Consider the following 25863-nt stretch of genomic DNA (forward strand, 5'->3'; position numbering starts at 1 on the left):
CCTGACGATGGAGTCAGGGCTTTTATCTTTCTCAAGCAATTTCTTATTTTGCTTTCTTTCCTCTAGGAGTTTTGTTCTTTGTCTTTGATTTTGAACCTACTCTTGACATGGCACATCTAAAACCGATATAATCCGTAGCCATATATTGTGGCAGGTATCTACGTTGTGCAGGGTCTAACCAATAGGCTCTATCTCTCCAGGAACCACCTTTGAACACACGTACTTCATCATTGATCAAAGTTGACCTGTTGTTCGATTTGTCGTACTGGCGAACAATATTACCAGTTGAATCGCGCTCTACGCTATGTTTCGGAGAATCGTACATTTTTCGGGCATCCTCTCCTTCTTCCTCATCGCTAAAACGATCAAAGAATCTTGAAGAACTTGGGTCTCCATCGCGATAGCCTCGGTTATCACTGGTGTCGAAATTGGTCCTCAAATACGTTTCATTCTCATCTACGGGAACCATTTTAAGTTCTCCTGGAAGGTTTACGGCAACAACTTTCCCGTTGGGTAGGGTATCGAACATGACCGAGTCACGTAGTACGTTTACCTTGCCGTCTTCACCAATGGCCGTTTTCATATAAATGTTTCCACGGTAGTAGTTGAAGTCACTGATTTCGTCGTCAACGATCGGGCGATACACATCGGCCACCCATTCGGCAACATTTCCTGCCATATCATATAATCCTAAATCGTTCGGCTTGTACGACATAACCTCTGCAGTAATATCAGCACCATCATCAGACCATCCTGCGATTCCGCCGTAATCACCCTTACCCTGCTTAAAGTTGGCCAACTGATCACCGCGACCTACGCGTTGTCCGTTTCTGGTATAGTCACCATCCCATGGATATTTTTTTCTACCACGGTAATTATTGTATTCTCTTGTACCTTGATTCGCTTGTGCTGCATATTCCCACTCCGTTTCGGTAGGTAGGCGATATTCAGGAGCTATGACGCCACTACTTCGCTTGGCAAAAACATTTACGCTATCCTTTTTGTTATTTCCTTGTAGCGAATCGATTTGACCGTTGTACACAGACTCGGGCCTGTTTAGATACGCCTCGGTGCTGAATGTTCCGGCAACCTCTCCAGAAGCGGCCTTGTATTTGGCGTCTTTCGCCAAATAACCTTCTTTTTCCAACAATACTTCATTTACGCGATCGGTTCTCCATTCCGCAAATTGGGTAGCCTGAATCCAGTTCACACCTACTACGGGATATTCTGCATATGCAGGATGTCTGAGATAATTGTTCGTCATGGTCTCATTAAAGCCCAATCGGTTTCTCCAAACTAGGGTATCAGGCAGTGCTCCTTTGTAAATATTGGTATACAATGGATTTTCCGGTGGATACACGGTTTTTAGATAATCGAGGTATTCCAAATACATCACGTTGGTTACCTCTGTCTCGTCCATATAAAAAGACTGTACGTGCTGTGAGGTAGGCGTGTTATCCCAGTCATGCATTACATCATCCTGTACTTTTCCTTTGGTGAACGTACCACCTTCTACGAATACCAAGCCAGGAGAGGTCTCCTGTTCTTTAAAATCCGTGTTGTATTGGAATCCTCCTTCCTTGGCATTGATTTTCCACCCTGTGGCTCTGGATACATCTTTGGAAGAGCCAGACTTTTTACAGCTGGTTACTGTAAAGCCACCTGCGACGACCGCACAAGAAAGTACAACTTTGATAAACTGTTTTTTCATAATTAGGACTTGAGTTCAAATACCCGAAACATCACACTCTTCGGGTTGGTTTCGGGATTGTATTTTAATTGATTAAATGTCACTTTCGGCATATAAAACGATGATTTGGGGATAATATTACATGGTGTAAAAAAATATTTTCCAAATCCCTTTCGCCTCAAATATAAAGATGGCGACAATGTGGTTTACATTCATAACGATACAAATGACATAATATTATCGTTTCGGAATTTTTATTCGGTAACGGCAAAAAAACGTATTTTGCAGCCGTTAACCTTTAAGGTAGAAAATATATAAAACGGTAGCGTAGCTGAAAATTTAGCGTTTGGACTAAAAAATCGGATACACATTATAAGATATCATTAAAATCGCCGTTTATCTTGATAATATAGGTAGCATTACACGTTAATCGAGCGTGTTTTTGATAACTGACTAAATCTTTTAACGTAAACCAATGAGAAAATTCGCACTACTGATGCTTTTGGCCGTTGCCTCGCAATTAACTGCCCAAGAGCAGAACAGAGTAATTACCACAGCGGTACCCTTTTTGACCATTGCGGCCGATGCACGTGCGGCTGGTATGGGTGATATGGGGGTGGCCACCTCCACAGATGCCTATTCGCAACAGTGGAATCCGGCCAAATTCGCCTTTGCGGAGCGAAAGATGGGAATCGGCCTGGGCTATACCCCGTATTTAGAAAGTGTTATCAAGGATATCGGATTATTACAAGGTAGCTATTTCAATAAAATAGACGACAATAGTGCCTTCGCGGTTAGTTTACGCTATTTTACCTTGGGTGAAATAGAACTTAGACAGACCATCAATGAACCCGGTACAAGGGTCAAACCCAATGAATTGGCTTTCGACGGGTCTTATTCCTTAAAATTGAGCCCGACTTTTTCAATGTCGGTAGCTGGGCGGTACATTCGCTCAAACCTAAAATTACCACAACAAACATCTGGAATCGATTCACAGGCAGCCAGTGGTTTTGCCGTTGATGTCTCGGGTTATTATCGATCACGTGAAAAGGCGTACAGTAGTTTCGATGGCCGGTGGAGAGCTGGTTTTAACCTGGCCAACCTTGGTGGAAAGATTCAGTATGACGAAGGCGGACAGGAAAACTTCTTGCCTACCAACTTAAAGTTCGGTTTAGGATTCGATATGATTTTAGATCAGGACAATACAATTGCCTTTACTTCTGAATTCAGTAAATTGTTGGTGCCCACGCCAAAAGATTTCGATAATGATGGTGATATTGATGGTGCCGATAACGACGAATACCAGAGTATTAGTTTCTTTGAAGGGATGTTCAAATCTTTTGGTGATGCACCGGATGGTTTCAGCGAAGAGTTAAAGGAATTTACATGGGCATTGGGTGCGGAATATGTATATCAGGATTCGTTTATGATCCGCACAGGATATTTTAACGAGAGCTTGGATAAAGGTGCCCGCAAGTTTTTCACTTTGGGTGCGGGCTTTAAATTTAACGTGGTACAAATAGACCTTTCTTACCTGTTCTCGACATCTCAAATTAAAAATCCTTTAGAAAATTCATTACGTTTCTCACTTGCTTTTAATCTAGGTGAGGAGATGTTCAACGACTAAATCAAAGTATTTAAAAATTAGACAAAACCTGCCTTTGTGCAGGTTTTGTCTTTTAGAAGAGGATTTATATTCCGAATAATGTAAAAATAGCCTACCTTTTGGTTCTTGAATTTCTCGATTCGACCATATGAAAAAAACCAAGATATCGTTTCAACTCTCCACCTTCGAAACTATCGAAGCCTTGTCCGTTCCTGATATAAACCTCATGAAATCGGCCGTTGCGGCCAGGCAGAAAGCCTACGCACCATATTCCAATTTCCAAGTAGGTGCTGCGGTACTATTAGGCAATGGTAAAATTGTTATCGGCAACAATCAGGAAAACGCATGTTACCCTTCGGGACTTTGTGCGGAACGTGTCGCTATTTTTCAGGCAGGGGCATTGTATCCCGATGAAACGATCAAGGCAATTGCGATATCGGCAACTTCACGGAAGTATACGGTCGATTCACCGGCAGCACCCTGTGGTAATTGTAGGCAGTCGATATCGGAATATGAGGTGCGTCAAAAAACGCCTATTGCCATCCTGATGATGGGAGAAACCGGACCGGTTTTCAAATGCGATGCCATTGCCGATCTGCTTCCCTTGACCTTTACAAATTCTTTTTTGAAATAGCTGTTCATTGCTTGGCAGGACTACCCTTAATGTGCACTATTCAACAGCATTTTTTTATTCAAACCTTTTTCTACAATTTTTTTTCACTAATGATTTAATACGTATTTTTGTTTTTCGATTTTTTTGGTTTCGTCCAAGTCGAGATTGATAAGAATTCTTCAAATAAAGGAATCAATGGAAAAAATCACCAAGGAAGTTTATCTCAAATGGTACGAAGACATGTTATTCTGGCGTAAGTTCGAGGATAAGCTTGCCGCAGTTTACATACAACAAAAAGTAAGAGGATTTCTTCATCTATACAACGGACAAGAAGCGGTCTTGGCAGGGGCTTTGCATGCCATGGATTTGACCAAGGACAGAATGATCACAGCCTACAGAAATCACGTGCAGCCTATTGGTATGGGGGTAGACCCCAAAAAGGTAATGGCTGAACTTTACGGTAAAGTCACGGGAACTTCAAAAGGTATGGGTGGTTCTATGCATATTTTTTCCAAAGAGCATCGTTTTCACGGCGGGCATGGTATCGTAGGGGGGCAGATTCCGTTAGGTGCGGGAATGGCCTTTGGGGATAAATATGCAGGTAGGGATAATGTGACAATTTGTTACATGGGCGATGGGGCCGTACGGCAAGGATCGTTGCATGAAACCTTTAACTTGGCAATGCTATGGCAACTTCCGGTGGTCTTTGTTTGTGAGAACAATGGGTACGCCATGGGAACATCCGTAGCGCGAACGTCGTATTCCACTGAGATTTGGAAACTGGGTCTTGGCTACGAAATGCCATGCGGTCCTGTTGATGGCATGGATCCGGTAGTCGTTGCGGAGGAAATGCACAAGGCCATCGAACGTGCGCGTAGTGGTGGTGGGCCAACTTTCCTTGAGATGAAGACCTACCGATACCGAGGTCACTCAATGTCAGATGCGCAACACTATAGAACCAAAGACGAAGTCGAGGAGTACAAGAAGATAGACCCGATCACTAAAGTATTGGATGTTATTAAGGACGAGGATTATGCGACGGATGCTGAAATCGAAGCAATAAATAAAAGGGTGAAAAAAATGGTTTCCGAATGTGAGAAGTTTGCAGAGGAGTCCGATTATCCACCGGTACAACAATTATACGACATGGTTTATGAACAAGAAGATTTTCCGTTCGTACCACATAAATTATAAGTAAATGGCAGAAGTAATAAATATGCCCCGTTTGAGCGATACCATGGAAGAAGGTACCGTTGCCAAATGGCTAAAACAAGTCGGGGATACCATAGAAGAAGGGGATATTTTGGCAGAGATCGAAACCGACAAGGCGACGATGGAGTTTGAATCCTTCCATGAGGGTACCCTATTGCATATCGGTATTGCGGAAGGTGATGGAGCTCCCGTAGATACACTTTTGGCCATTATCGGGGAAGAAGGAGAGGACATTTCCGGCTTATTGAACGGTACCAACGTTCCTGCAGAGGAGAACGAGGCCAACGAAAAAGCGGAAGATACCAAGAAGGAAGAAACGACGTCGGAAGAAAGTAAATCCTCTGATGCACCGGCTAGTATTCCAGAAGGTGTCGAGGTAATAAAAATGCCAAGGTTGAGTGATACCATGGAAGAAGGTACCGTTGCGTCCTGGTTGAAGAAGGTAGGTGATACCGTAGAAGAAGGTGATATTCTTGCGGAAATCGAAACCGATAAAGCTACGATGGAATTTGAATCCTTTTATTCTGGAACCTTATTGTTCATCGGAATTCAAGAGGGAGAATCTTCGCCTGTTGACGCCGTATTGGCCGTCATAGGTCCGGAAGGCACCGATGTAGATGCGGTACTCAATGCCGATTCTTCTGAAGGCAAGCCGGAAGCCTCAAAAGCTGATGGGAAGACCGAAGCTACCGAAGAGAAAGAAACGGAATCAAAGACAGCGACCGACACTTCCAATAAATCGGTTGCGGACGGGCAACGGATATTCGCATCGCCCTTGGCCAAAAAAATAGCGTCCGATAAGGGTATCGATTTAGCTCAGGTTACCGGATCTGGTGATAATGGCCGTATCGTAAAGAAGGATATTGAAAATTACAAGCCATCGCAGGCAACAACAACTACCGCGGCCACCGAGCAGACTGCTAGTTCGTCCGCTGTTGCCGCGCCTCCGGTCAACCTTCCTGTGGGGCAAGAAGGTAGTGAAGAAGTCAAAAATTCCCAAATGCGCAAGACGATCGCCAAGCGATTGGCAGAGTCTAAATTTACGGCGCCACACTACTACCTCACCATAGAGGTTGATATGGATAATGCCAAGGCTTCAAGGGTGCAGATCAACAGTTTGCCGGATACCAAGGTGTCGTTTAACGATATGGTGGTCAAAGCATGTGCCATGGCACTCAAAAAACACCCTCAGGTAAACACCACTTGGAAAGGGGATACCACCAAATTCAATCATCACGTGCACGTCGGCGTTGCTGTTGCCGTTGAAGACGGACTTGTGGTACCCGTGCTTAAATTTACCGATCAAATGACACTGACCCAGATAGGAGCTTCCGTTAAAGATTTGGCAGGACGAGCACGAAACAAAAAGCTAACACCCGCTGAGATGGACGGTAGTACCTTCACGGTTTCCAACTTGGGTATGTTCGGCATTTTGGAATTTACCTCCATCATCAATCAGCCCAATTCGGCAATTCTTTCCGTAGGGGCGATCGTTGAAAAACCAGTGGTAAAAGAGGGCCAGATTGTAGTTGGGAATACCATGAAAATTTCCTTGGCCTGTGACCATAGAACGGTCGATGGAGCCACCGGGGCACAATTTTTACAAACGTTAAGGGCGTATTTAGAGAATCCGGTAACTATGCTTGCATAAGGTGTAGTTCGTCGAAAAGCGTCAAACAATACGTTAAAGCATCCTTTGCCTATGGGATGCTTTTTTTATCTTTAAAAAATTTATGAAACTATGAGAAAAGCAATCGGATTTTTATTGATACTGTTTCTAATGGCCTGTGGGGCTTCCAAAGTGGACCAAGATGTGACCTTGGTACAACGGCCGGTATACAAAAAGGCTCAAAATATGGAGCGACCCATCGAGGTTATGGATACTCCAAAGGAAGAAGCCGAGATGATGGAGGAGATGGAAACGGAGGAAGAAGAAATAGGCGAGGAAGAAGCTGAGGTAGCGGAGGAGCAGGTAGTCGAAGAATCTGAAGTGTCCTCTGAAACTGCACCATCCGGAGAGGAGATGGAAATGTCTTCTGAGGATACAATGGAAAAAGCTCCTATGGCAGAAGCTGCCGTACCAAGTGCGATTACCGGTAAAGGTCTTTCAACGGCAAGTAACGTCGAGGAAATCATGACTTTTTTGACCGCTGACGAACTACAGGGCCGGGATTCCGGTAGTGAAGGGATCGAGATGGCTGCCGAATACATCGAAACGGTTTTCAAGAACAACAACATCAAACCTTATTTTGACGACTATCGTGACGAGCTTTCCAATTTTGACAATGCCTTTAATGTTGTTGGTTATTTAGAAGGCACCGATGACAAATTGAAAAAGGAGTTTATTATCATTGGGGCGCACTACGACCATATCGGTATCATAGAACCTAAGAATGGCGATGCCATAGCGAATGGTGCAAATGATAATGCTTCGGGAACTACGACGGTATTAGAGCTTGCCCGATATTTTGGAAATACGGGAAACAATAAGCGAAGTATCATTTTCGCTTTGTTCAGCGCAGAGGAAAAAGGACTGTTGGGTTCCAAACACCTGGCCAAGAGGCTAAAGGCTGCCAACCTCAATCTGTACACCATGTTGAATTTTGAGATGACCGGTGTGCCTTTGGTGGGTAAGGATTATCTAATGTACGTAACCGGTTTTGAGGAGTCGAATCTGGCCGGAGTTTGCAATATGTACGTTGGCCGGAATATGATCGGGTATTTGCCCAAGGCCAAGGAATTTAATTTATTTCAACGATCCGACAACTATCCCTTCTATAACGAATTCAAGGTACCGTGTCAAACCTTCAGCACCTTTGATTTTACCAATTTCGATCATTACCATCAAGTAGGTGATGAAGTGGGTCTGATGAATTTTGACCATATGGCCAAGGTTGTCAATCGTTCTATTCCAATGATCGAGAGTATCGCCAATTCGCTTACTAAAATGATAGCGCTCAACTAATGGCCAACGTACTTATAACCGGGTCGAGTAGGGGTATCGGTTTTGAACTTGCCCGACTTTTTGCTGATAATGGACATCGGGTTTTGGCTCTATCGAGAAATAACGGCCCTATTGATGAACTTCAGCACGAAAACATTACCAGCTTTCCCTTCGACTTGGTCGCGAAGGCCGATATCGCTCAACTAAATGATGTTTTAGTTGACGATTGGAGCACTGTAGATATCCTCATCAACAATGCCGGGAAATTACTGAACAAACCATTCTTGGAGACCACGACCGAGGAATTTGAGGCGGTCTACAAAGTAAATGTATTGGGTTTGGCGGAGGTCACTAAAACCGTATTGCCTAAAATGCCAAAAACAGGTCATGTGGTTACGATAAGCTCTATGGGTGGCGTGCAGGGCAGTATGAAGTTTCCGGGACTTTCGGCCTACAGTTCCAGCAAAGCAGCGGTAATAACGCTTACAGAATTATGGGCGGAGGAATTCAAAGAAACAGGTCCGTCGTTCAATGTATTGGCCCTAGGAGCGGTGCAGACCGAAATGCTGGAAGAGGCCTTTCCAGGTTACGAAGCCCCCATCAGCGCAGCTGAAATGGCGAACTATATCATGGATTTTGCCTTGACAGGAAATAAGATGTACAATGGGAAATTACTACAGGTAAGTAGTAGTACGCCATGAAAAATTACAAGGGCATCATTTTTGATTGCGATGGCATCTTGGTCGATAGTGAAGTTTTAAGTAATCAGGTCATAGTAGCTATGGCGAACGAATTGGGAGCGAATATGACCTTGCCTTTGCGCTTAAAAGTTTTGAAGGTGGATTCTTAACGGATTGTATGCACCAAATAGAAGTGCTATTGGGAAAATCACCGCGAAACAATTTTGAAAACGCATATCGCCAAAGATTCTTCTAAGTCTTTAAGCAAGGTCTCAAACCGATAAAGGCAATCAAAAAGATGATGAAAGAATTACAAATTTCTTTTTGTACGGCATCTAGCGGTCCGCAGGAAAAAACAGATTGAACCTGCAAACCACCGGGCTATCACATAATTTTCAGGAAAATATACTTAGCTACTACGATATCGGAAAATGGAAACTCGACCAGGCTATTTTTCTACATGCTGCACTCGTCATGGGTTATGAAGTGGAAGACTGTTTGGTAATCGAAGATACGATTATTGGAGTAGAGGCAGCCAAAGCAGGCGGTTTCGATGTTTTGGGTTTTGCCAACAATTATCATGAAGTATATTTTCATAACAAGAGTACCAGGGTATTCCATAGTATGGATGACTTGCTACATTTGGTTTCGTCAAGTACCTAAAGTTGTCCTACTTTTGTATTGAAATGGATGATATTTTAAAGAAATACCTCCCTGAGCGTTCGGTTCAATCTTGCTTGGCATTGGTACAGCGAACGGGAGTGCATTTGAAAATCGTGAACGAGCGTGTCACCCGTCACGGCGACTATCGGAGATTGCCCGATGGGAGGCATCAGATAACGGTCAATGCAACACTGAACAAATACAGGTTCTTGATAACTCTGGTACATGAGATAGCCCATCTCGTCGCCTTTGAAAAGTACGGTAAGCGAATTAAACCACACGGAAGCGAATGGAAGCACACGTTTCAAGACCTGATGTTGCCGTTTATACGACCGGAGATATTTCCCGGTAGACTATTGCCGCTTCTGGCAAGACATTTTAAAAATCCGAAAGCAAGTAGCAGTACGGATGCTCAATTATCCATAGCCTTAAAGGAATACGACGAGCGGCATAGCGATAAATCATATGTTTTTGAATTACCTTTGGGTAGCGTGTTTCGATTGTATAACGGCAAGTTGTACAAGAAGGGTAACAAGCGGGTAAAGCGTTACGAGTGTATTGAAATGAAGACGGGTAGGATGTTCCTCTTTCAGCCAAATGCAGAAGTGGAACCTGTAACGGAGTAAGCGCCCAACTTTTAACTTGCTGAAATCACCACTCTATAAACGCTCGATGCTGTGAAATCGCAGCGGATGGTTACGCACTAGAATAAACTAAAAACCAACTATGAACAAAAATTATTATGCAGTTTTAATGGCCGGAGGTGTTGGATCCCGGTTTTGGCCGATCAGTACGTCGCATTATCCGAAACAATTTCATGACATGTTGGGTACTGGCGACACCTTGATTCAACGAACGTTCATGCGATTGAACAAATTCGTGCCAACGGAAAACATCTTAATACTGACCAACGAACGCTACAATGATTTGGTCCTGAAGCAATTACCCTTGGTGAAACAAGAGCAGGTCGTTTTGGAACCTGCCATGCGAAATACGGCGCCTTGTATTTTATACGCTGCCTTGAAAATCCAAAAAATGAACCCGGATGGCGTGATGATCGTTGCGCCCAGCGACCATTGGATTGAGGATGAGGACGCCTTTGCGAAAGATGTAATTACCTGTTTCGATAAATGTGAGAAGCAAGCGGTACTATGCACCTTGGGAATAAAACCCTCTTTCCCAAATACCGGTTTTGGTTACATTGAATTCGAAAAAGAAAATTCGGAAGGACTCAAAAAAGTACACCAATTTCGAGAAAAGCCCAATTACGAAACGGCACAGCGTTTCTTGGCCCAAGGCAACTTCCTATGGAACGCGGGTATTTTTATGTGGAGCGTAAAGACCATCGTGAACGCGTTCCAATCTTATCAGCCTGAGCAGTATTCGCTGTTCGAACAAGGCGTTTCCTGTTACAATACCGACGAAGAAAGCGATTTCATAAAAGAGAATTATTCAAAAGCCGAGAACATATCCATAGATTATGCGATTTTGGAGAATTCGAAGTCCATTTTCGTGCTTCCGGCCACCTTTGATTGGAACGATTTGGGCACGTGGGGCTCTTTATACGACAAATTGGATAAGGATGAGAATAGCAATGCCATTGTCAATAGCAAGGTCGTAGCACAGGATGCTTCGGGGAACATGATTCGTTCCCCAAAAGGAAAAATCGTGGTGGTAGATGGCTTAAAAGATTATATTATCGTTGACAAGGAGGAGGTACTTTTGATCTATCCGAAATCAAAGGAGCAGGATATAAAGCAGGTGCTGAACAAGGTAAAGGATAGTTTTGGCGAACAATATTCGTAATCATGAGTGAGCAGCAGAAAAAGCAGGAGGAAACCGAAGCACAACATACGCAGGATACCACTCAAAATAGAGCTGAGGTAAAAAAGGACTTTAAGGGCCTTATCGAAAGTACCAAGATTTTTCTGCACGAACTGCTCGATGTACGCCCGAATACCGATCAGGAAGCGACCAAAAAAGCCATCATAGACGATATTCCTTTCAAAGGACATACTTCGTGGATTTTGATTTGCTCCATTTTTATCGCTTCGGTAGGTTTAAATGCCAATTCAACCGCTGTGGTCATAGGAGCCATGTTGATTTCGCCCTTGATGGGTCCGATTTTGGGTATCGGCATGTCATTGGCTATCAACGATATCGATACCCTACGACGTTCCTTGAAGAATTTTGCGGTAATGGTGGTTTTGAGCGTACTGACTGCCTATCTGTTCTTTTTACTCTTTCCATTAAAAGTAGAATCTTCGGAGCTTTTAATGCGAACGGCTTTCGACCTAAGGGATGTGCTCATTGCATTCTTTGGAGGCTTGGCCTTGGTCATTGCACGGGCCAAAAAAGGTACCATGGCTTCGGTCATTTATGGTGTGGCCATCGGTACGGCGCTCATGCCGCCGCTTTGTACTGTCGGTTTCGGGATTGCTTGGGGCAATTGGGACTATGCCCTTGGTGCTTTGTACCTGTTTACCATTAACAGTATTTTTATCGGCTTGGCGACCTTCTTGGTCATCAAGTACCTTCGATTCCCGATGGTACGTTATGCCAATTCGGCACGCCGTAGGGCCATTGCGCGATTCGCCTCTCTGCTGGGAGTGCTGGTCATGATTCCGGCCGGGTTTACGTTTTGGGATGCCCTACAAGAATCTTTTTATAGAAGACAGGCACAGCAGTTCGTAAATGAGGAAATCGCTACCTATCAGTTTGCCGAAGGCGGTCGTTTTGTGGAGAATTTGACCGATATCGAATATCAGCGAACTTCTATTTTTAAGACGATATCAAATACGCTTTTCGGCAAAGAGGAATCTAAAAAACCAGAAGCACCCTCTATTGAATTGGTCTTTATGGGAAATGAACGTATTCCTGAGAGCGTTATCGCCACTTGGAATGCCCAGAAAAATGAAAACAAGGATTTCGACAGACTTAGGGAGACCAAACTGCAAATCATTCAAGGTGCGCAGAACGAGCGACTAGATCAATCGAAATATATTGAAGAACTGTACGAATCGCAGAAAGCGAATTTATTGGGCAAGGATGAACGAATAAGACTCCTGCAATCGGAAGTAGCTCGATTGAAAAAGTCAGTGGCTAGGGATATTCCCTTTGCCGATATCAGCAAAGAGGCGAAGGCCAATTACAATGATCTGATTTCATTGGAATACGATAATGCCGTTCGCACCGATTTTTCAAAAATCGATACTATGGCGATTTTCGAAATCAAATGGAAAAAGGGTGTCGGTAAAAACCAGATTTTGAGAGACAATAAAAAAATTCACGACTGGCTCAAGGTAAGGTTGAAAGATGAGTCTATTTTGCTGCGGGAAATGGTACAATAGCAAATGCGCATTACGCATTAATTCCGTTCTTCAATGTACATCTGGCGCACCTTCTTGAACAGCTCCGAAGAGTATACAAAATTTGTTACGGCTTCATTCTCGGTTTTGAAAATCTCATTTTTGGTGCCTTCCCACTCTTTTAAACCATCTTTAAGAAAGATAATCTTTTCCCCGATTTGCATTACCGAATTCATGTCGTGGGTGTTGATGACCGTGGTAATGTTGTACTCCTCGGTAATTTCCTTGATGAGATTGTCGATAAGGATAGCGGTTTTGGGATCTAACCCCGAATTGGGCTCATCACAAAAGAGATACTTCGGATTCATTACGATGGCTCTGGCGATCGCAACTCTTTTTTGCATCCCTCCCGAAATTTCCGAGGGGTACTTATGATGCGCGTCGATGAGGTTTACCCGCTTCAATACGGCATCGACCCTTTCTTTCATTTCAGACTTAGACTGCTTGGTAAACATTTCCAACGGAAACCGAACATTTCCCTCAACGGTCATACTGTCGAATAATGCACTACCCTGAAACACCATCCCCATCTCCTGTCGAAGGTCGCGTTGTTCATCCCCGGAAAGGGAAGAATACTTCTTTCCATCGTATTCGATATCCCCTTCTTCCGGACTGAAAAGCCCCAAGAGACATTTGAGAAAAACCGTTTTTCCCGATCCACTTTGCCCGATGATCAAATTGGTTTTGCCTTTCTCTAAAACAGTGGTAATCCCCTTGAGTACGTGGGCATCGCCAAAAGATTTATGAATGTCGTTGATCGCTATCATTAGCCTAGTAACATTTGGGTTAATACATAGTTCAGGATAATGATGACCACACTAGTCCATACAAAAGAAGTGGTACTCGCTTTTCCTACCTCGAGGGCGCCGCCCTTCATATAGTATCCATGAAAGGAGGGTACAGTGGCGATGACAAGAGCAAAAAGCAAGGTTTTGATGAAGGCATAGGCGATATGAAAAGGAATGAATTCCGACTGTAGTCCGCTTACAAAATCGGCGCTGGTGAGAAAACCCCCGAATACCCCTGCGATCCATCCCCCGAAAATACCGACATACATTGAAATGGCTATGGCGAACGGATAAAAGAGCATGGCTACGATTTTCGGAAACACAAGATAATTCAACGAGTTGACTCCCATTACCTCAAGGGCATCTATCTGCTCGGTGACCCGCATAGTACCTATACTCGACGTTATGTAAGACCCTACCTTACCTGCCATGATTATGGAGACGAAGGTCGGCGCAAACTCGAGTATGACCGATTGTCGTGTAGCGAAACCAATCAGGTTTCTGGGTATGATCGGGTTGGTAAGGTTCAGAGCCGTTTGGATGGCCACAACCGCTCCGATAAAGAAGGAGATGAAAATTATGATACCCAACGAACCGTAGATCAGTTCATCTATTTCCTTAAGGATAAGGGTCTTCATGATTCGCCACTTGGTCGGTTTCTTGAAAACCTCACGTATCATTATAAAGTAACTGCCAATCTGGGCTAGGTGGTTCATGAACGATGAATGGGAATTATAGCGTAAAAATAACAATAAAGGATAACTCAAGAGCCCTTCGCTGTCATTTAACCTACATTTAAAATCATAAAGGTTGGAATTTATTTACTTTTATGATTTCAAAAACGAAAGAATGGTGAAGAAAATAATGTTCCCCGTGGTATCCCTTCTGATGCTGTTGTGCTGCCACTTTGATGTGAACGGGCAAAGAAGATCTAAAGCCGATACGGATACACAGCTGAAAACAACTCCTAAGCTGGTAGTTGGTATCGTTGTCGATCAAATGCGTTATGATTACCTGACCCGTTTTTGGGATGATTATGGCGATGGGGGATTCAGGCGGTTGGTAAATGAAGGGTTCAATTGCAAGAACAACCATTTTAATTATGCACCCACCAGTACGGGTCCCGGGCATGCATCGGTGTATACGGGTACGACGCCGGCCACACATGGTATAATCGGCAATAATTGGTACGACAAGGTGTTGGATAGTACAGTATACTGTGCATCGGACGCTAAATACAATTCGGTAGGTACCGCCTCCGAAGCGGGTAAAATGTCGCCCCATAGAATGAACGTCGGCACCATTACCGACGAGTTGCGATTGCATACCCAAATGAGAGGCAAGACCATCGCTATAGCCTTGAAAGACAGAGGAGCGGTGCTGCCGGGAGGTCATACGGCCAATGCCGCCTATTGGTTTCATGGCGAAAATGAGGGTAAATGGGTAACGAGTACTTTTTATATGCAGCAATTGCCCAAGTGGGTTTCGAATTTCAACGATGGTAGTGCGGCACAATCCTATAAAAAGCCGTGGACCGCTTTTAAGAATATGGCAACGTATACGGAAAGTGGGCCGGACAATACGATTTACGAGGGGCTTTTTGAAACTGAAACGACTCCGACGTTTCCACATAGTACTCCTAATTTACTGAGCAAAACAGAGGATTTCGAAATTATCAAATACACGCCCTATGGCAATAGCCTAACGACCGATTTCGCCTTGGCCGCCTTGGAAGGCGAGGGATTGGGCGCAGATGAAACCACCGATTTTCTGGCGGTAAGCTTCTCCAGCACTGACTATGTAGGCCACAAGTACGGGGTAAACTCCAAGGAAATTCAAGATACCTATTTACGTTTGGATGCCGATTTGGAAAGACTCCTCAAGGCCTTGGATAAAAAAGTAGGCGAGGGGGAGTATACCCTTTTCCTGACCGCGGATCACGGGGCGGTCGACGTACCGGCTTATTTGAACGCACAGCGAATTCCAGGGGGTTATATGAATTGGGAGGTCATGAATACGGCTTTTGATGAATTTTTGCGATATACGTACGGCACCACTGATATCGTCAGGAATTTCTCGAACTACCAATATTTTCTAGATCATAAAATCATCAAGAACCTGGATTTGAATTTGGCCGATGTACAGGAAAAAATCGCCAACGAGCTATTAAAATACAAGGGTATAGACCGGGTGTATACCGGAAACCAAATGCTGCAGAACAGCTATGACCGAGGTATCCCCTATATTTTGCAGAATGGTTATAATCAAAAGCGTTCAGGCGATATTTTGGTCGTATTACAACCCGGAACCGTTTCGTACGGCATAACGGGCTCAACGCATGGGTCGCCCCAAATCTATGACACCCACGTACCTTTGTTATTCTTTGGCAAGGGCATTCTCAAGGGCAGTACCACGAACCGCACTGAAATACCCGATATTGCCCCGACAATATCGAGTTTATTAGGTGTCGCTTTCCCAAGTGGGGCCACCGGGAGTCCTGTAGGGGAAGCGCTGCGATACTAGAAGTCTTATGAAGGAACCCATCGGCATTTTCGATTCTGGAGTAGGGGGCACTTCCATATGGAAGGAAATAAGAACCTTGTTACCTTTTGAGCGTACTATCTATCTCGCCGACAGCAAAAATGCCCCATATGGTGCAAAGTCGAAGCAGCAAATTTTAGAATTAAGTGTCAAGAATACGGAGCTGTTGCTCGAAAAAGGGTGCAAGTTGATCGTGGTGGCTTGCAACACAGCGACAACCAATGCGATAGATTATTTACGCGCACATTACGAGGTGCCTTTCATCGGAATTGAACCGGCCATAAAACCTGCAGCTTTGCTATCAAAGTCAAAAACGGTGGGTGTTTTGGCCACAAAAGGAACTTTGTCAAGTAGCTTGTTTCATAGTACTTCCGAAATACATGCGCACGGCATCACAATAGTAGAACAAGAAGGCAAGGGCTTGGTACCGCTTATCGAAGCGGGAAAGGCCGGGTCTGAGGAGACCAAAGCCCTTTTGAGGTCGTATCTCGAACCCATGTTAGCCTCTGGTATCGACCATTTGGTTTTGGGGTGTACCCATTATCCTTATCTGATTCCTATATTAAAGGAGTTGTTGCCGGAACGGGTACAAGTAATTGATTCCGGAGAGGCCGTAGCCCGGCAGACAAAGGCCGTCCTTCTAAAAAATACTTTAGAGAATACCTCCCAAACAAAAGAGCGTTCCGAATTCTATACCAATGCTGACCTTACTATTTTAAGCTCTTTTCTCGAAAATAGTACCGATATTCATTGTTCTTATTTGGATTTTTGAATAGTGCCGTTGGTATTTGGGTCAAAATATTGTTGTTCGGTAATCACAATTAAATCCTATCCTTTGCAATGACTGGTAGCTAAAAAGTTTTTGATAATCAATATGCAAAGAAGTTGTCCAATCGTTCGTGGCTACGAAATCAGCATCATTTTTCCGACTTCCGGACAAAGGTCAAATAGGTAAAACCAAATTTGTGACGTTCATCGATGGCGTGATATTCCCCTTCCGACAACATCCAAATTTCGGTATCGATTTCCGGAAAAAAGGTGTCGGCATTTTCGAAAGAAGCATGAACACGGGTCAACTCGATGGCATCCGCATGTGGTTCCCCTTGTTTATAAATTTCGCCTCCTCCAATGATAAAGGCAAGGTCGTCTTCCTGTACCAGTTTGAGTGCTGCTTCCAGTGAATGTACAATAAGACAATCTTCGTGATCTACCCTGTAATTTTTATCCCTTGTAATAATAATATGTATTCGATTGGGTAACGGTTTCGGAAAGCTCTCGAACGTCTTTCGACCCATGATGATCTTGTGCCCGGTCGTCAACTTTTTAAATCGTTTAAAATCATCGGGAAGATGCCAAAGTAGGTTATTATCTTTGCCAAGCGCATTATTCTCTGCCGCAGCGGCAATCATGGTGATTTTGGTCATGGGTCTTTAGGTTTGTTGATTTGCGACAAGGGGAAATCGGTCTCGATTTCTTTCTGTATTTCAGCGATACGCTTTTTCTGTTTGGCGACCAATTTTTCCCTTTGGCTTCGTTCCCAATCCCTTCCCATGAATTTTTGGGTTACGAATACGTTAAAGGCATGTATGACGAACAAAAAAGCCCAAGCCGTAATGGCCCAGATAAACCAATCATAGGTGTCGCCATATTTTAAAATTTTATTGATCAACACCAAAAAAACACTGCCTATCAGAAAAATTACGAAATGAGCGAACAAGCGCTTTTTTTGTTTGATGCGCCTCTGGGCGGCCTCTAGCAGTTCGTGCTGTTCCAAATCCAATTCCGTTCTTTTTTTATTTTTCGAGAACATCGTAATCGTTAACTTTACTTCAAAGATACAGAACTCGTCTTGAGTTTGTAAACTATCGTTTATCCACGGTTTATGGAAAAAGTACGCAAGCAATTTCCCATATTACGACAATACATTTATGCCAATACTCCCGTTTTAGGACCGCTCTACGATGACTTGCTCGATTGGCGACAAGAACACGATTTGGATTTTATTATGAAGGCCAGTGGTATGCGGGATACCACTTTACAGATCATTTCGGAGTGTCGCACGGCTGTAGGCACTTATTTCGGCTGTAAAGGGGAAAATATAGCACTGGTAAACAACTTTTCCACGGGCATGAACATGCTTTTGGGAGCTCTTGATCCAAACCAAAAGGTGTTGCTTCTGGAGGAGGATTACCCTTCAGTAGTTTGGCCTTTTGAAACTAGAGGTTTTCCGATCTCCTATGTAGAAATTGACGAACATCTAGAAGATAATATCCGAATCGCTGTTCAAAAAGGGGATGTCGACATTTTGGCCCTCAGTATCGTGCAATGGCAGAACGGCATCAAAATAGATTTGGATTTTTTAAAGGAGTTGAAGAAAGCACATCCGAACCTTTTGATTTTGGCCGACGGCACTCAATTTTGCGGCACGACCTCTTTTGATTTTGAATCATCCGGTATCGACGTGCTGGGGACAAGTGCGTACAAGTGGCTTTTATCGGGCTACGGTAGTGGTTTTATGCTGTTTAAGGATAACGTTAAAGAGCGCTGTCAATTGCATACCATGGGATTCAATGCGGCTAACGGCGACCCTCAAAAGAAAGATTCCGTGCGCTTCGCAAGGCGTTTTGAACCTGGACATTTGGCGTGTTTGAATTTTGGGAGTTTAAAATTTTCTTTGTATTTTATGGATAAGGTTGGGAAGGATGTCATCGACACTCAAAACAGGAAATTGTCCCTAAAGGCAAAAAAGGAATTTACCGAACTTGGTATTTTACAGGAAGCTGTAGTTAAACGAAAAGAGCACAGTACCATTTTCAATATAAAGGGTGACGATCAACTTTTCCAATATTTAACCGATAGTGATGTCATTTGTGCACAGCGCGGTGAAGGTATTCGGCTCGGATTTCACTTTTATAATACTGAAAAAGAGATAGATGCTATTGTTGAAATGCTAAAAAAGCGGCCTTGACATTTGTCATCTTCAGAAATTCACAGCTGTTTTTTTATTTTCCTCGCTTAATTGTTGCCACAAGTTTATCAAAATGATAAAAATGATGTTAGCTCTTGGTTATGAGTACTTTAATACCATAATTTCGCGCTTTATTAATTTTAATTTTAAATTGGATTTATCATGGCAATAGCAAAACAGTATCTAAAAACAAAACCTGTATGTAAGGTAACTTTTACCGTACCTGCGGAAGACGCAAAAAAAGTAGCCGTAGTAGGTGATTTCAATAACTGGAAAGCAAACAAGTCCAGCGCATTGAAAAAGTTGAAGAACGGAAACTTTAAGGGAACCCTAGAACTTCCTAAAGAAAGTACCTTCGAGTTCAAATACATCATCGATGGTAACTATGTAAACGAGGCGGAAGCCGATCGTTACCAATGGAACGATTTCGCCGGTGGCGAAAATGCAGTTTTAGAATTGTAGTCTCGATCTTAAAAAATTTAAAGGCCGAAATGTTTAGAACATTTCGGCTTTTTTTTGCGTAGTAATTTTGAAAGCAAACCACATGATACAAAAATTAACAGATTTTCGTATCAACTTTATTTTAGATGTTCCAATGCAATCTCCAACCTAATAAATGCATGCAAATTAAAAGGTTGATGTATCGCTTACCTTCAGTTGTTGATATTATTTGCTTATTTTTAGAACATCCCTCAGAATAAGGCTATTAGCGATTAAGAAGAAGTTTCCGAATGACCCGACATTCGTATTGCCACTGCGTTTATGGAGACCACAACAGACGCAGTGGAGATTTATAGCCCCATTTTAGTAAAGCGTACGTAAAACCTTTTTGTTCTACCTATGTTTGGATTCGTCCAGGTTATTCATGGTTAATAGTCGAGACATCCGAATATCTGGTCAAATTAACATCTAAGTCAATATGGTTTTCTGCTCCAAAGCATGCTTAAACTTTAGGTGCATACAAGCTTTTTCAATTATGAAGATTAGACCAAAACACGCATGAACAAATTGTTCCAGTATAAGAACTTTGTATGGATATTATTTTTGGTATATGCAACCGGCTTTGCACAGACCCATAAACCGAATATAAAATCATATTCTTTAGAAGATGGTCTTTCAAAAACCAATATTTTCGATTTATTAAGGGATAGTTCAGGGTTTGTTTGGATTGGCACCTCCGACGGATTGAATAGGTTCGATGGCTATTCATTCCGGCATTTTAAACCAAATGCAAGCGATACTACAGCTATTTCCGGGAATTATATCAACAAACTTTTAGAGGATAAAAATGGAAATATCTGGGTCGGCACCTTGGATGGTCTCGATGTATATCATCCTGATACCGAAACGTTCAAAAAGATAGTTTTAAATGCTGCGAAAAATAGAAGTGTCACAAGTCTAGAAATTCAAGACAATGGCACTCTTTGGGTGGGCACAAGAAATACAGGGGTCTATCGGTTACTTCCCATTGGGCAAAAAAAGTTCGAAAAAGACAATTTTTTGAATGCTACTACAATTACCTCGCTATTTATAGATTCACAAGAACAATTATGGATCGGAGGTTTAGAAGGGGACATTTTTACAATAGACTTGAAACAAAATACTACGAAACCAAAATTACTGCAACTAAATATTGAGGGTAGGGTACAAGCTTTTTATCGATTCGATAAAAAGCTATTTATCGGAACGGAAGTAGGTTTTTACATCTATGATATACTGACCAAATTTGTTAAAAAAGTCAATCTAAGCGAACTGCATCAGGGTACTGCCAAACAAATTACCGAGTTTCTAGACGCGGGCAGTTTAGGAGTTTGGATAGGTACCGGCTCGGGATTGTTCTTATTCGATCGGGAAACTGAAAAAGTGTTGCAAAAAATCGAATACGATGATAATGATGTCAATGGGTTGAGTAATAACCAAGTATTTTCGTTATTGCAGCTTACCCAAAATCAATTATTCGTCGGCACAAATAGTAATCTTGACCTTTTGGACTTCAACGGGTCATACTTTAAAAATTTTTCGAAAAACAAAGAAGGAGAACATCTGCTGAACGCCAACAGTACGCCCACGATCTTTAAGGACGACGAAAATATATGGGTCGGTACGGATGGGGGATTAAATCTAATTACGAATGATAGTACCTATTATTTCAGGGAAGACCAATCAAATCCGAATAGTATTTCGGGAAATGTAATTCGGGAAATACAAAAAGACACGCAGAATCATAGATTGTGGATAGCCACCCTGCAAGGGCTTAATATGATTGACTTAAAGACCTTTAATCCTCATTCGCCATTTTTTAAAACATATACTTACGATTCAAACAATCGCAATAGCATTAGCAACGATCTATTGAAAAGTATCACCCTTGATCAGGAAAACAATGTGTGGGGGGCAACGTTTGGGCAGGGTATTTTTCGGCTTCACCTTAACGGCAAAGGTGAGGTAGACGTAGTGCGATTTAAAAATGACACCGAGAATGCAAATTCCTTGATCAACAATTTCGTGGAGAAGATCATGGCCGATACGGAGAATGTTGTTTGGGCAGGTACACAAGGCGGATTAAGTAGATTGAGTTTTGCCGATAATTCTTTGAAGAATCCGATTTTCACGAATAAAGTGGTGCTCGAAAAGTCCCGAAATTCTCCTGAAGCAAGACCTAGTGTTATCCTCGACATGACCGTTGATTCCAAAGGTAACCGATGGTTCGCATCTACGTATGGTCTCAATCTGTATTTAGGCAACAATGAATTCAAAACATGGACAGATCAACAAATGAGTCTTGATGGACTTATTTTTAGCGTGCAACATGATGACGACGATAAATTATGGATGGGGACAACTGCGGGAATCATAGGCTTTAATCCCGAAACCGAAGACTTCAAAATCTACGGTATTGCAGATGGTATCCAGAAAAGCGATTTTATCCTGCACGCCAAATTCAAAGATCAGGCTGGTACTATTTATTTAGGAGGAAAAGGAGGTCTTACTTATTTTCATCCCAAAGATTTAGAAAAGATAGACCATTCGGAGCCTCTTTATTTTTCTCAATTACGTGTAAAAGATGAAATAGCCAAAACTACAAATGCATCAAAGCCATGGTTGACTTCTGCGATAAACAAAACGGAGATGCTACAATTTGAACATGACGAATTCCCTTTTTACCTGGACTTTTCAAGTATCGATTACAGGTTGAACAAAGACGTATCATTTGCTTACAAATTACTTCCCACCGATACAGGATGGAACATACTAAGAGATCGCGAGATCCAATTTTTAAACCTTCCGACCGGCAATTATACATTGCAAGTGAACGGATTTTCAAGAGGTCAAGAATGGAGTGACTCTCCATTGGAGATGAATTTAGTAATTCTGCCACCCTGGTGGGCCACATGGTGGGCCTATCTGATCTATTTAGGATTAGCGACGGCCTTGGTCTATGGTTTCTACCGATTTCAGCTTTCCAAAAGATTGGCGATTTCAGAAAGCCTTCGTCTGAAGGAGGTCAGCCAATTAAAGAGTAGCCTGTACGACAATATCACACATGAATTTAGAACACCATTAACCGTCATTCTTGGTATGACCGATTCATTGGAGAGCGAACTACGGTCTAAAACGAATCCACCTATCAAAAATGCGGTTGAAATGATTCGTAGAAACGGAAAAAATCTGTTATCGCTAGTTAATGAGATGCTAGATCTGTCCAAACTCGAAAGCGGTCAGATGGATACACATTTAGGGCAGATGAACGTGATTCCCTTTATCAAATATTTAGGGGAGAGTTTTCATTCTTTTGCCCAAGAAGATGATATACATTTTACGGTATATTGCGAAATCGATGAATTAATGATGGACACTGATTCCCAAAAATTGTCGACCATCATCTCTAACCTCCTTTCAAATGCCATAAAGTTTACGCCGCCATTAGGAAAAATTGTTTTACACATACGTAATGAAAAGGATACGATGTTGGTGATGAAAGTTACGGACACGGGAACCGGTATAACCCAAGAGGAGTTACCCCATATTTTCAATCGTTTTTACCAAGCGGATGCGTCCGTTACCAGAAAAAGGGATGGTACGGGTATCGGTCTTGCCTTGACCAAGGAATTGGTACAACTGCTCGGAGGTGAAATCGAAGTTCAAAGTACGCCAAATGAAGGTAGTATTTTTAAAGTGGCATTACCCATAACCCGAAATGCACCAAAGACCAGTGTTGACCTATTGCAACGTGGTGAACGATCGGTTTCACAACTAGCTGCCGTAGAATTTAAAAAAATTACCGATTTAAATGAAGATTTGCCATTGGTGCTAATTATAGAGGACAACAAAGATGTAGCCTATTATCTCAACCAGTGCCTAAACGGCTACTATAAAACCATACATGCCATTAATGGCATAGTAGGCTTGGAAATGGCATTCGAACACACGCCTGATATTGTCATTTCCGACGTGATGATGCCGGGAAAAGATGGTTATGAAGTTTGCAGGATGTTAAAGGAAGATCAACGTACGGATCATATACCCATTGTACTGCTTACAGCCAAAGTCACGGCAAAAGACCGTGTTTTGGGGCTTACTCAAGGTGCCGATGCCTATTTAGCAAAACCCTTCTTGAAAGAAGAGTTGTTTGCGCGATTGGAACAATTACTTTTTCTAAGGAAAAAATTAATTGCCAAATTCCAACAGGGCCAAATATCCAAGATATTGGCAAAACAACCCAAGAATACCGAAACTATATTTATCGCCAAGGTTATTGAGTTGATTCATGAGGAGTTGGACAATGCTAGCTTTGGTGTCTCCAAACTTAGTTCTAAATTAGGCCTAAGCGAGTCGCAGGTATATCGAAAACTAAAAGCGATTACAGGGAAATCTACTGCTATTTTTATAAGAACCATTCGCCTCGAATCGGCGAAAGAACAACTACGAACTACCGACAAAACCGTTTCGGAAATTGCCTATGCCGTAGGTTTTAATGATCCTTCATGGTTTAGTAGGGCTTTTAAGGAAGAATATGGGGTTGCGCCCGGCAGTATTTTCAAATAGCTGATTATCAATTTTTTAAAATTGAACATTGCGTCACTTTGCAATAATAGCACACGTTTTTTCTTTCCGATTCATTATAACTCCAAGGCTTTGCAAAAATATTGAACGCCCTTTTTTCCAAAGCTCGATATCATTGCATCATAATACTAAAAACAACTATTATGAAAACGATGATGAAAATTTTTACTTACGTACTTATGGTCTTCGCCTTAACCTGTATTTCCTGTACCATAGAGGGCGAAGAGGGGCCGATTGGTCCTATGGGTGCTCAAGGTGAGGCGGGAATCGACGGTGTCGATGGGATTGACGGTGCCGATGGTATAAACGGTGTTAACGGCGCCGGCATAAATGAGATCACTATTAGGGATCATAACGATAATGTGCTTCTAGGAGCTTCATCGACCCTATATCGTGATAAGGACGGAATTACTGCACATTTCAAAACAACAAATCTAATCCCAAATAACGCCTATACCTTGTGGTTTGTCATTTTCGGCGATGAACCGGGCCCTCCAATGTCTATATATGCCGCCGGTCATATAGCGGGAGAAAGTGGAACGGAAATCTTTTCGGCATATAAAAGCGTCGATGTAAATTTCAATAATCCACAAACGGCCGAAGTGCATATGGCATTACGTACGCACGGACCAGTTCAACCGGGAATGTTACCAAGTCAGATTCAGACCATGGATGGTGGCTGTACATCCGGGGAACCATCGGGCCCATCGCTATACTCAGACTCTGATGTAGTGGGGTATTGTGCCAATATACAAGTTGGAATACACCCTCCTGTAAACTAACCTACCAGCGTACGGATTAATCCAATAATCCGTGCGCCTTTCCTTTTGCTTACAGAAAATTTTAAAACATATATCATGAAAACAAAATGCAAAATTTTGACAGTAAATATAAAGCATAGGCTTATTATTCTTTTTGTAATGGCTTTCGGCTTCACAAGTTGTACTAAAGATGATGATTCCTTACCTCAGAAAATTATGAAGAGCAGTGAGAAGCAAATTACAAGTTTTATGTTCTTGCTTGGGAATAATCCCGTCGATATAGATGTGGTAGCCACTATTGACGAGGAAAAGAAAACAATTCTAGCTACGATGCCCATAGGTTGCGATATTACGGCCTTGATACCAGAAATAGGACTATCTGCTCAAGCTAGGGTGGACCATACTTCGGTTCAAGATTTTACCAAGCCAGTGGCGTATACTGTTACCGCTGAAGATGGCAGCAAAGTTATTTACATGGTAACTATAAGAAATCATATTGGAGTTTATACGCTGACTTCCATTTTATCGGGGCAACCACTCGACCCGGACGTTACGGGAACTTTCAATGATGTGCAACTTATCGATAATGTTACTTGTACATCAACACTATCCTTACATCAGGACAATACTTTCTCTTTTGGTTTTCTAAAAATAAATCAAAATTCTAACAGCTCAATTGGTGTTATTACATCGTACGAGCCTATAACATGTATGGCATTGTCGCAGATATCAGGTCAATTTAAACTAATCAATGGAGCACTATCATTAGATGCGCCTCCCATTAGTTCAGATCTTTTAATTAGAGAAAATTTAATTCAAATTATTATTAGACAAGAATTGATCATTGACCAAAATGGTTTTAAAAAGAAGGAATTGGTCGACCTCACTTTTAGTTATGAAAAATAATTAATACCAGCTTTTGAACCAGCGGTATAGGTTTCTGTCATTGGCTTAGGATGCAGCAG

23 protein-coding genes are annotated in these 25863 nt (G+C 42.4%); 18 read left to right on the plus strand and 5 right to left on the minus strand.

Features of this window, described 5'->3' with window-relative positions; genetic code table 11:
- Positions 1-43: 43 nt before the first annotated feature.
- Complete coding sequence (gene gldJ / locus FGM00_RS01850; RefSeq protein WP_138851273.1) at positions 44-1711, minus strand: gliding motility lipoprotein GldJ; 1668 nt, start codon at positions 1709-1711, stop codon at positions 44-46.
- A 454-nt stretch (positions 1712-2165) separates the two neighbouring features.
- Between gldJ and porV the strand changes: the two genes are divergently transcribed.
- From porV to FGM00_RS01900, 11 genes are all read left to right on the plus strand, one after another.
- Positions 2166-3317: a type IX secretion system outer membrane channel protein PorV gene (gene porV / locus FGM00_RS01855; RefSeq protein ID WP_138851274.1), complete on the plus strand. Its 1152-nt coding sequence runs from the start codon at positions 2166-2168 to the stop codon at positions 3315-3317.
- 127 nt (positions 3318-3444) lie between these two features.
- A complete protein-coding gene (gene cdd, locus FGM00_RS01860; protein ID WP_138851275.1) occupies positions 3445-3930 on the plus strand; it encodes a cytidine deaminase in 486 nt (161 codons plus the stop codon).
- Positions 3931-4104: 174 nt separating this feature from the next.
- Positions 4105-5103, plus strand: coding sequence for a pyruvate dehydrogenase (acetyl-transferring) E1 component subunit alpha (gene pdhA, locus FGM00_RS01865; protein ID WP_138851276.1), 999 nt, complete (start codon positions 4105-4107; stop codon positions 5101-5103).
- A 4-nt stretch (positions 5104-5107) separates the two neighbouring features.
- Positions 5108-6772 carry a pyruvate dehydrogenase complex dihydrolipoamide acetyltransferase gene (locus FGM00_RS01870; RefSeq protein WP_138851277.1) on the plus strand — a complete coding sequence of 555 codons (1665 nt, stop codon included), beginning with the start codon at positions 5108-5110 and terminating at the stop codon, positions 6770-6772.
- Positions 6773-6862: 90 nt separating this feature from the next.
- The gene (locus FGM00_RS01875) at positions 6863-8086 is read left to right on the plus strand and encodes a M28 family metallopeptidase (protein WP_236262871.1); all 1224 of its coding nucleotides are present in this window, start codon (positions 6863-6865) and stop codon (positions 8084-8086) included.
- A complete protein-coding gene (locus FGM00_RS01880) occupies positions 8086-8766 on the plus strand; it encodes an SDR family NAD(P)-dependent oxidoreductase (RefSeq protein WP_138851278.1) in 681 nt (226 codons plus the stop codon). Before FGM00_RS01875 ends, FGM00_RS01880 begins: the two co-directional genes overlap by 1 nt.
- Complete coding sequence (locus tag FGM00_RS19750; protein ID WP_175416175.1) at positions 8763-8915, plus strand: HAD family hydrolase; 153 nt, start codon at positions 8763-8765, stop codon at positions 8913-8915. The genes FGM00_RS01880 and FGM00_RS19750 overlap by 4 nt, the downstream gene beginning before the upstream one ends.
- A gap of 190 nt (positions 8916-9105) precedes the next feature.
- Positions 9106-9408 carry an HAD-IA family hydrolase gene (locus FGM00_RS01885; RefSeq protein WP_138851279.1) on the plus strand — a complete coding sequence of 101 codons (303 nt, stop codon included), beginning with the start codon at positions 9106-9108 and terminating at the stop codon, positions 9406-9408.
- A 23-nt stretch (positions 9409-9431) separates the two neighbouring features.
- Positions 9432-10034, plus strand: coding sequence for a SprT-like domain-containing protein (locus FGM00_RS01890; RefSeq protein WP_138851280.1), 603 nt, complete (start codon positions 9432-9434; stop codon positions 10032-10034).
- 100 nt (positions 10035-10134) lie between these two features.
- Positions 10135-11214, plus strand: a complete 1080-nt coding sequence (locus tag FGM00_RS01895; protein WP_138851281.1) for a mannose-1-phosphate guanylyltransferase — start codon at positions 10135-10137, stop codon at positions 11212-11214.
- Between the two features lie 2 nt (positions 11215-11216).
- A complete protein-coding gene (locus FGM00_RS01900; RefSeq protein WP_138851282.1) occupies positions 11217-12758 on the plus strand; it encodes a DUF389 domain-containing protein in 1542 nt (513 codons plus the stop codon).
- 17 nt (positions 12759-12775) lie between these two features.
- Here FGM00_RS01900 and FGM00_RS01905 read toward each other — a convergent pair whose 3' ends face one another.
- Positions 12776-13543 carry an ABC transporter ATP-binding protein gene (locus FGM00_RS01905; RefSeq protein WP_138851283.1) on the minus strand — a complete coding sequence of 256 codons (768 nt, stop codon included), beginning with the start codon at positions 13541-13543 and terminating at the stop codon, positions 12776-12778.
- Positions 13543-14280, minus strand: coding sequence for an MlaE family ABC transporter permease (locus FGM00_RS01910; protein ID WP_138851284.1), 738 nt, complete (start codon positions 14278-14280; stop codon positions 13543-13545). Before FGM00_RS01910 ends, FGM00_RS01905 begins: the two co-directional genes overlap by 1 nt.
- A gap of 133 nt (positions 14281-14413) precedes the next feature.
- Between FGM00_RS01910 and pafA the strand changes: the two genes are divergently transcribed.
- Both pafA and murI read left to right on the plus strand, forming a co-directional pair.
- Positions 14414-16087, plus strand: coding sequence for an alkaline phosphatase PafA (gene pafA / locus FGM00_RS01915; protein WP_138851285.1), 1674 nt, complete (start codon positions 14414-14416; stop codon positions 16085-16087).
- A 7-nt stretch (positions 16088-16094) separates the two neighbouring features.
- Positions 16095-16877 (plus strand): glutamate racemase, encoded by a 783-nt coding sequence (gene murI, locus FGM00_RS01920; RefSeq protein WP_138851286.1) that lies wholly within the window; start codon positions 16095-16097, stop codon positions 16875-16877.
- A 145-nt stretch (positions 16878-17022) separates the two neighbouring features.
- On the opposite strand, the gene FGM00_RS01925 is transcribed toward murI, so the two are convergent.
- Entirely contained in the window at positions 17023-17529 is a 507-nt protein-coding gene (locus tag FGM00_RS01925) for a dihydrofolate reductase (RefSeq protein ID WP_138851287.1), read from the minus strand.
- The gene (locus FGM00_RS01930; RefSeq protein WP_138851288.1) at positions 17526-17915 is read right to left on the minus strand and encodes a 2TM domain-containing protein; all 390 of its coding nucleotides are present in this window, start codon (positions 17913-17915) and stop codon (positions 17526-17528) included. The genes FGM00_RS01925 and FGM00_RS01930 overlap by 4 nt, the downstream gene beginning before the upstream one ends.
- 72 nt (positions 17916-17987) lie before the next feature.
- Here FGM00_RS01930 and FGM00_RS01935 point away from each other — a divergent pair, with 72 nt between their 5' ends.
- The 5 genes from FGM00_RS01935 to FGM00_RS01955 all read left to right on the plus strand — a co-directional run bounded on the left by FGM00_RS01935 (position 17988) and on the right by FGM00_RS01955 (position 25804).
- Positions 17988-19073, plus strand: a complete 1086-nt coding sequence (locus FGM00_RS01935) for an aminotransferase class V-fold PLP-dependent enzyme (protein WP_138851289.1) — start codon at positions 17988-17990, stop codon at positions 19071-19073.
- A gap of 162 nt (positions 19074-19235) precedes the next feature.
- A complete protein-coding gene (locus tag FGM00_RS01940; RefSeq protein ID WP_138851290.1) occupies positions 19236-19535 on the plus strand; it encodes an isoamylase early set domain-containing protein in 300 nt (99 codons plus the stop codon).
- Positions 19536-20072: 537 nt separating this feature from the next.
- Positions 20073-24119, plus strand: coding sequence for a hybrid sensor histidine kinase/response regulator transcription factor (locus FGM00_RS01945; protein WP_138851291.1), 4047 nt, complete (start codon positions 20073-20075; stop codon positions 24117-24119).
- A gap of 161 nt (positions 24120-24280) precedes the next feature.
- Positions 24281-24919 carry a collagen-like protein gene (locus FGM00_RS01950; RefSeq protein ID WP_138851292.1) on the plus strand — a complete coding sequence of 213 codons (639 nt, stop codon included), beginning with the start codon at positions 24281-24283 and terminating at the stop codon, positions 24917-24919.
- 75 nt (positions 24920-24994) lie between these two features.
- Positions 24995-25804: a DUF5018 domain-containing protein gene (locus FGM00_RS01955; protein WP_138851293.1), complete on the plus strand. Its 810-nt coding sequence runs from the start codon at positions 24995-24997 to the stop codon at positions 25802-25804.
- The last annotated feature ends 59 nt before the right edge of the window (positions 25805-25863 follow it).

The sequence above is a fragment of the Aggregatimonas sangjinii genome (assembly GCF_005943945.1).
Classification (GTDB): domain Bacteria; phylum Bacteroidota; class Bacteroidia; order Flavobacteriales; family Flavobacteriaceae; genus Pelagihabitans; species Pelagihabitans sangjinii.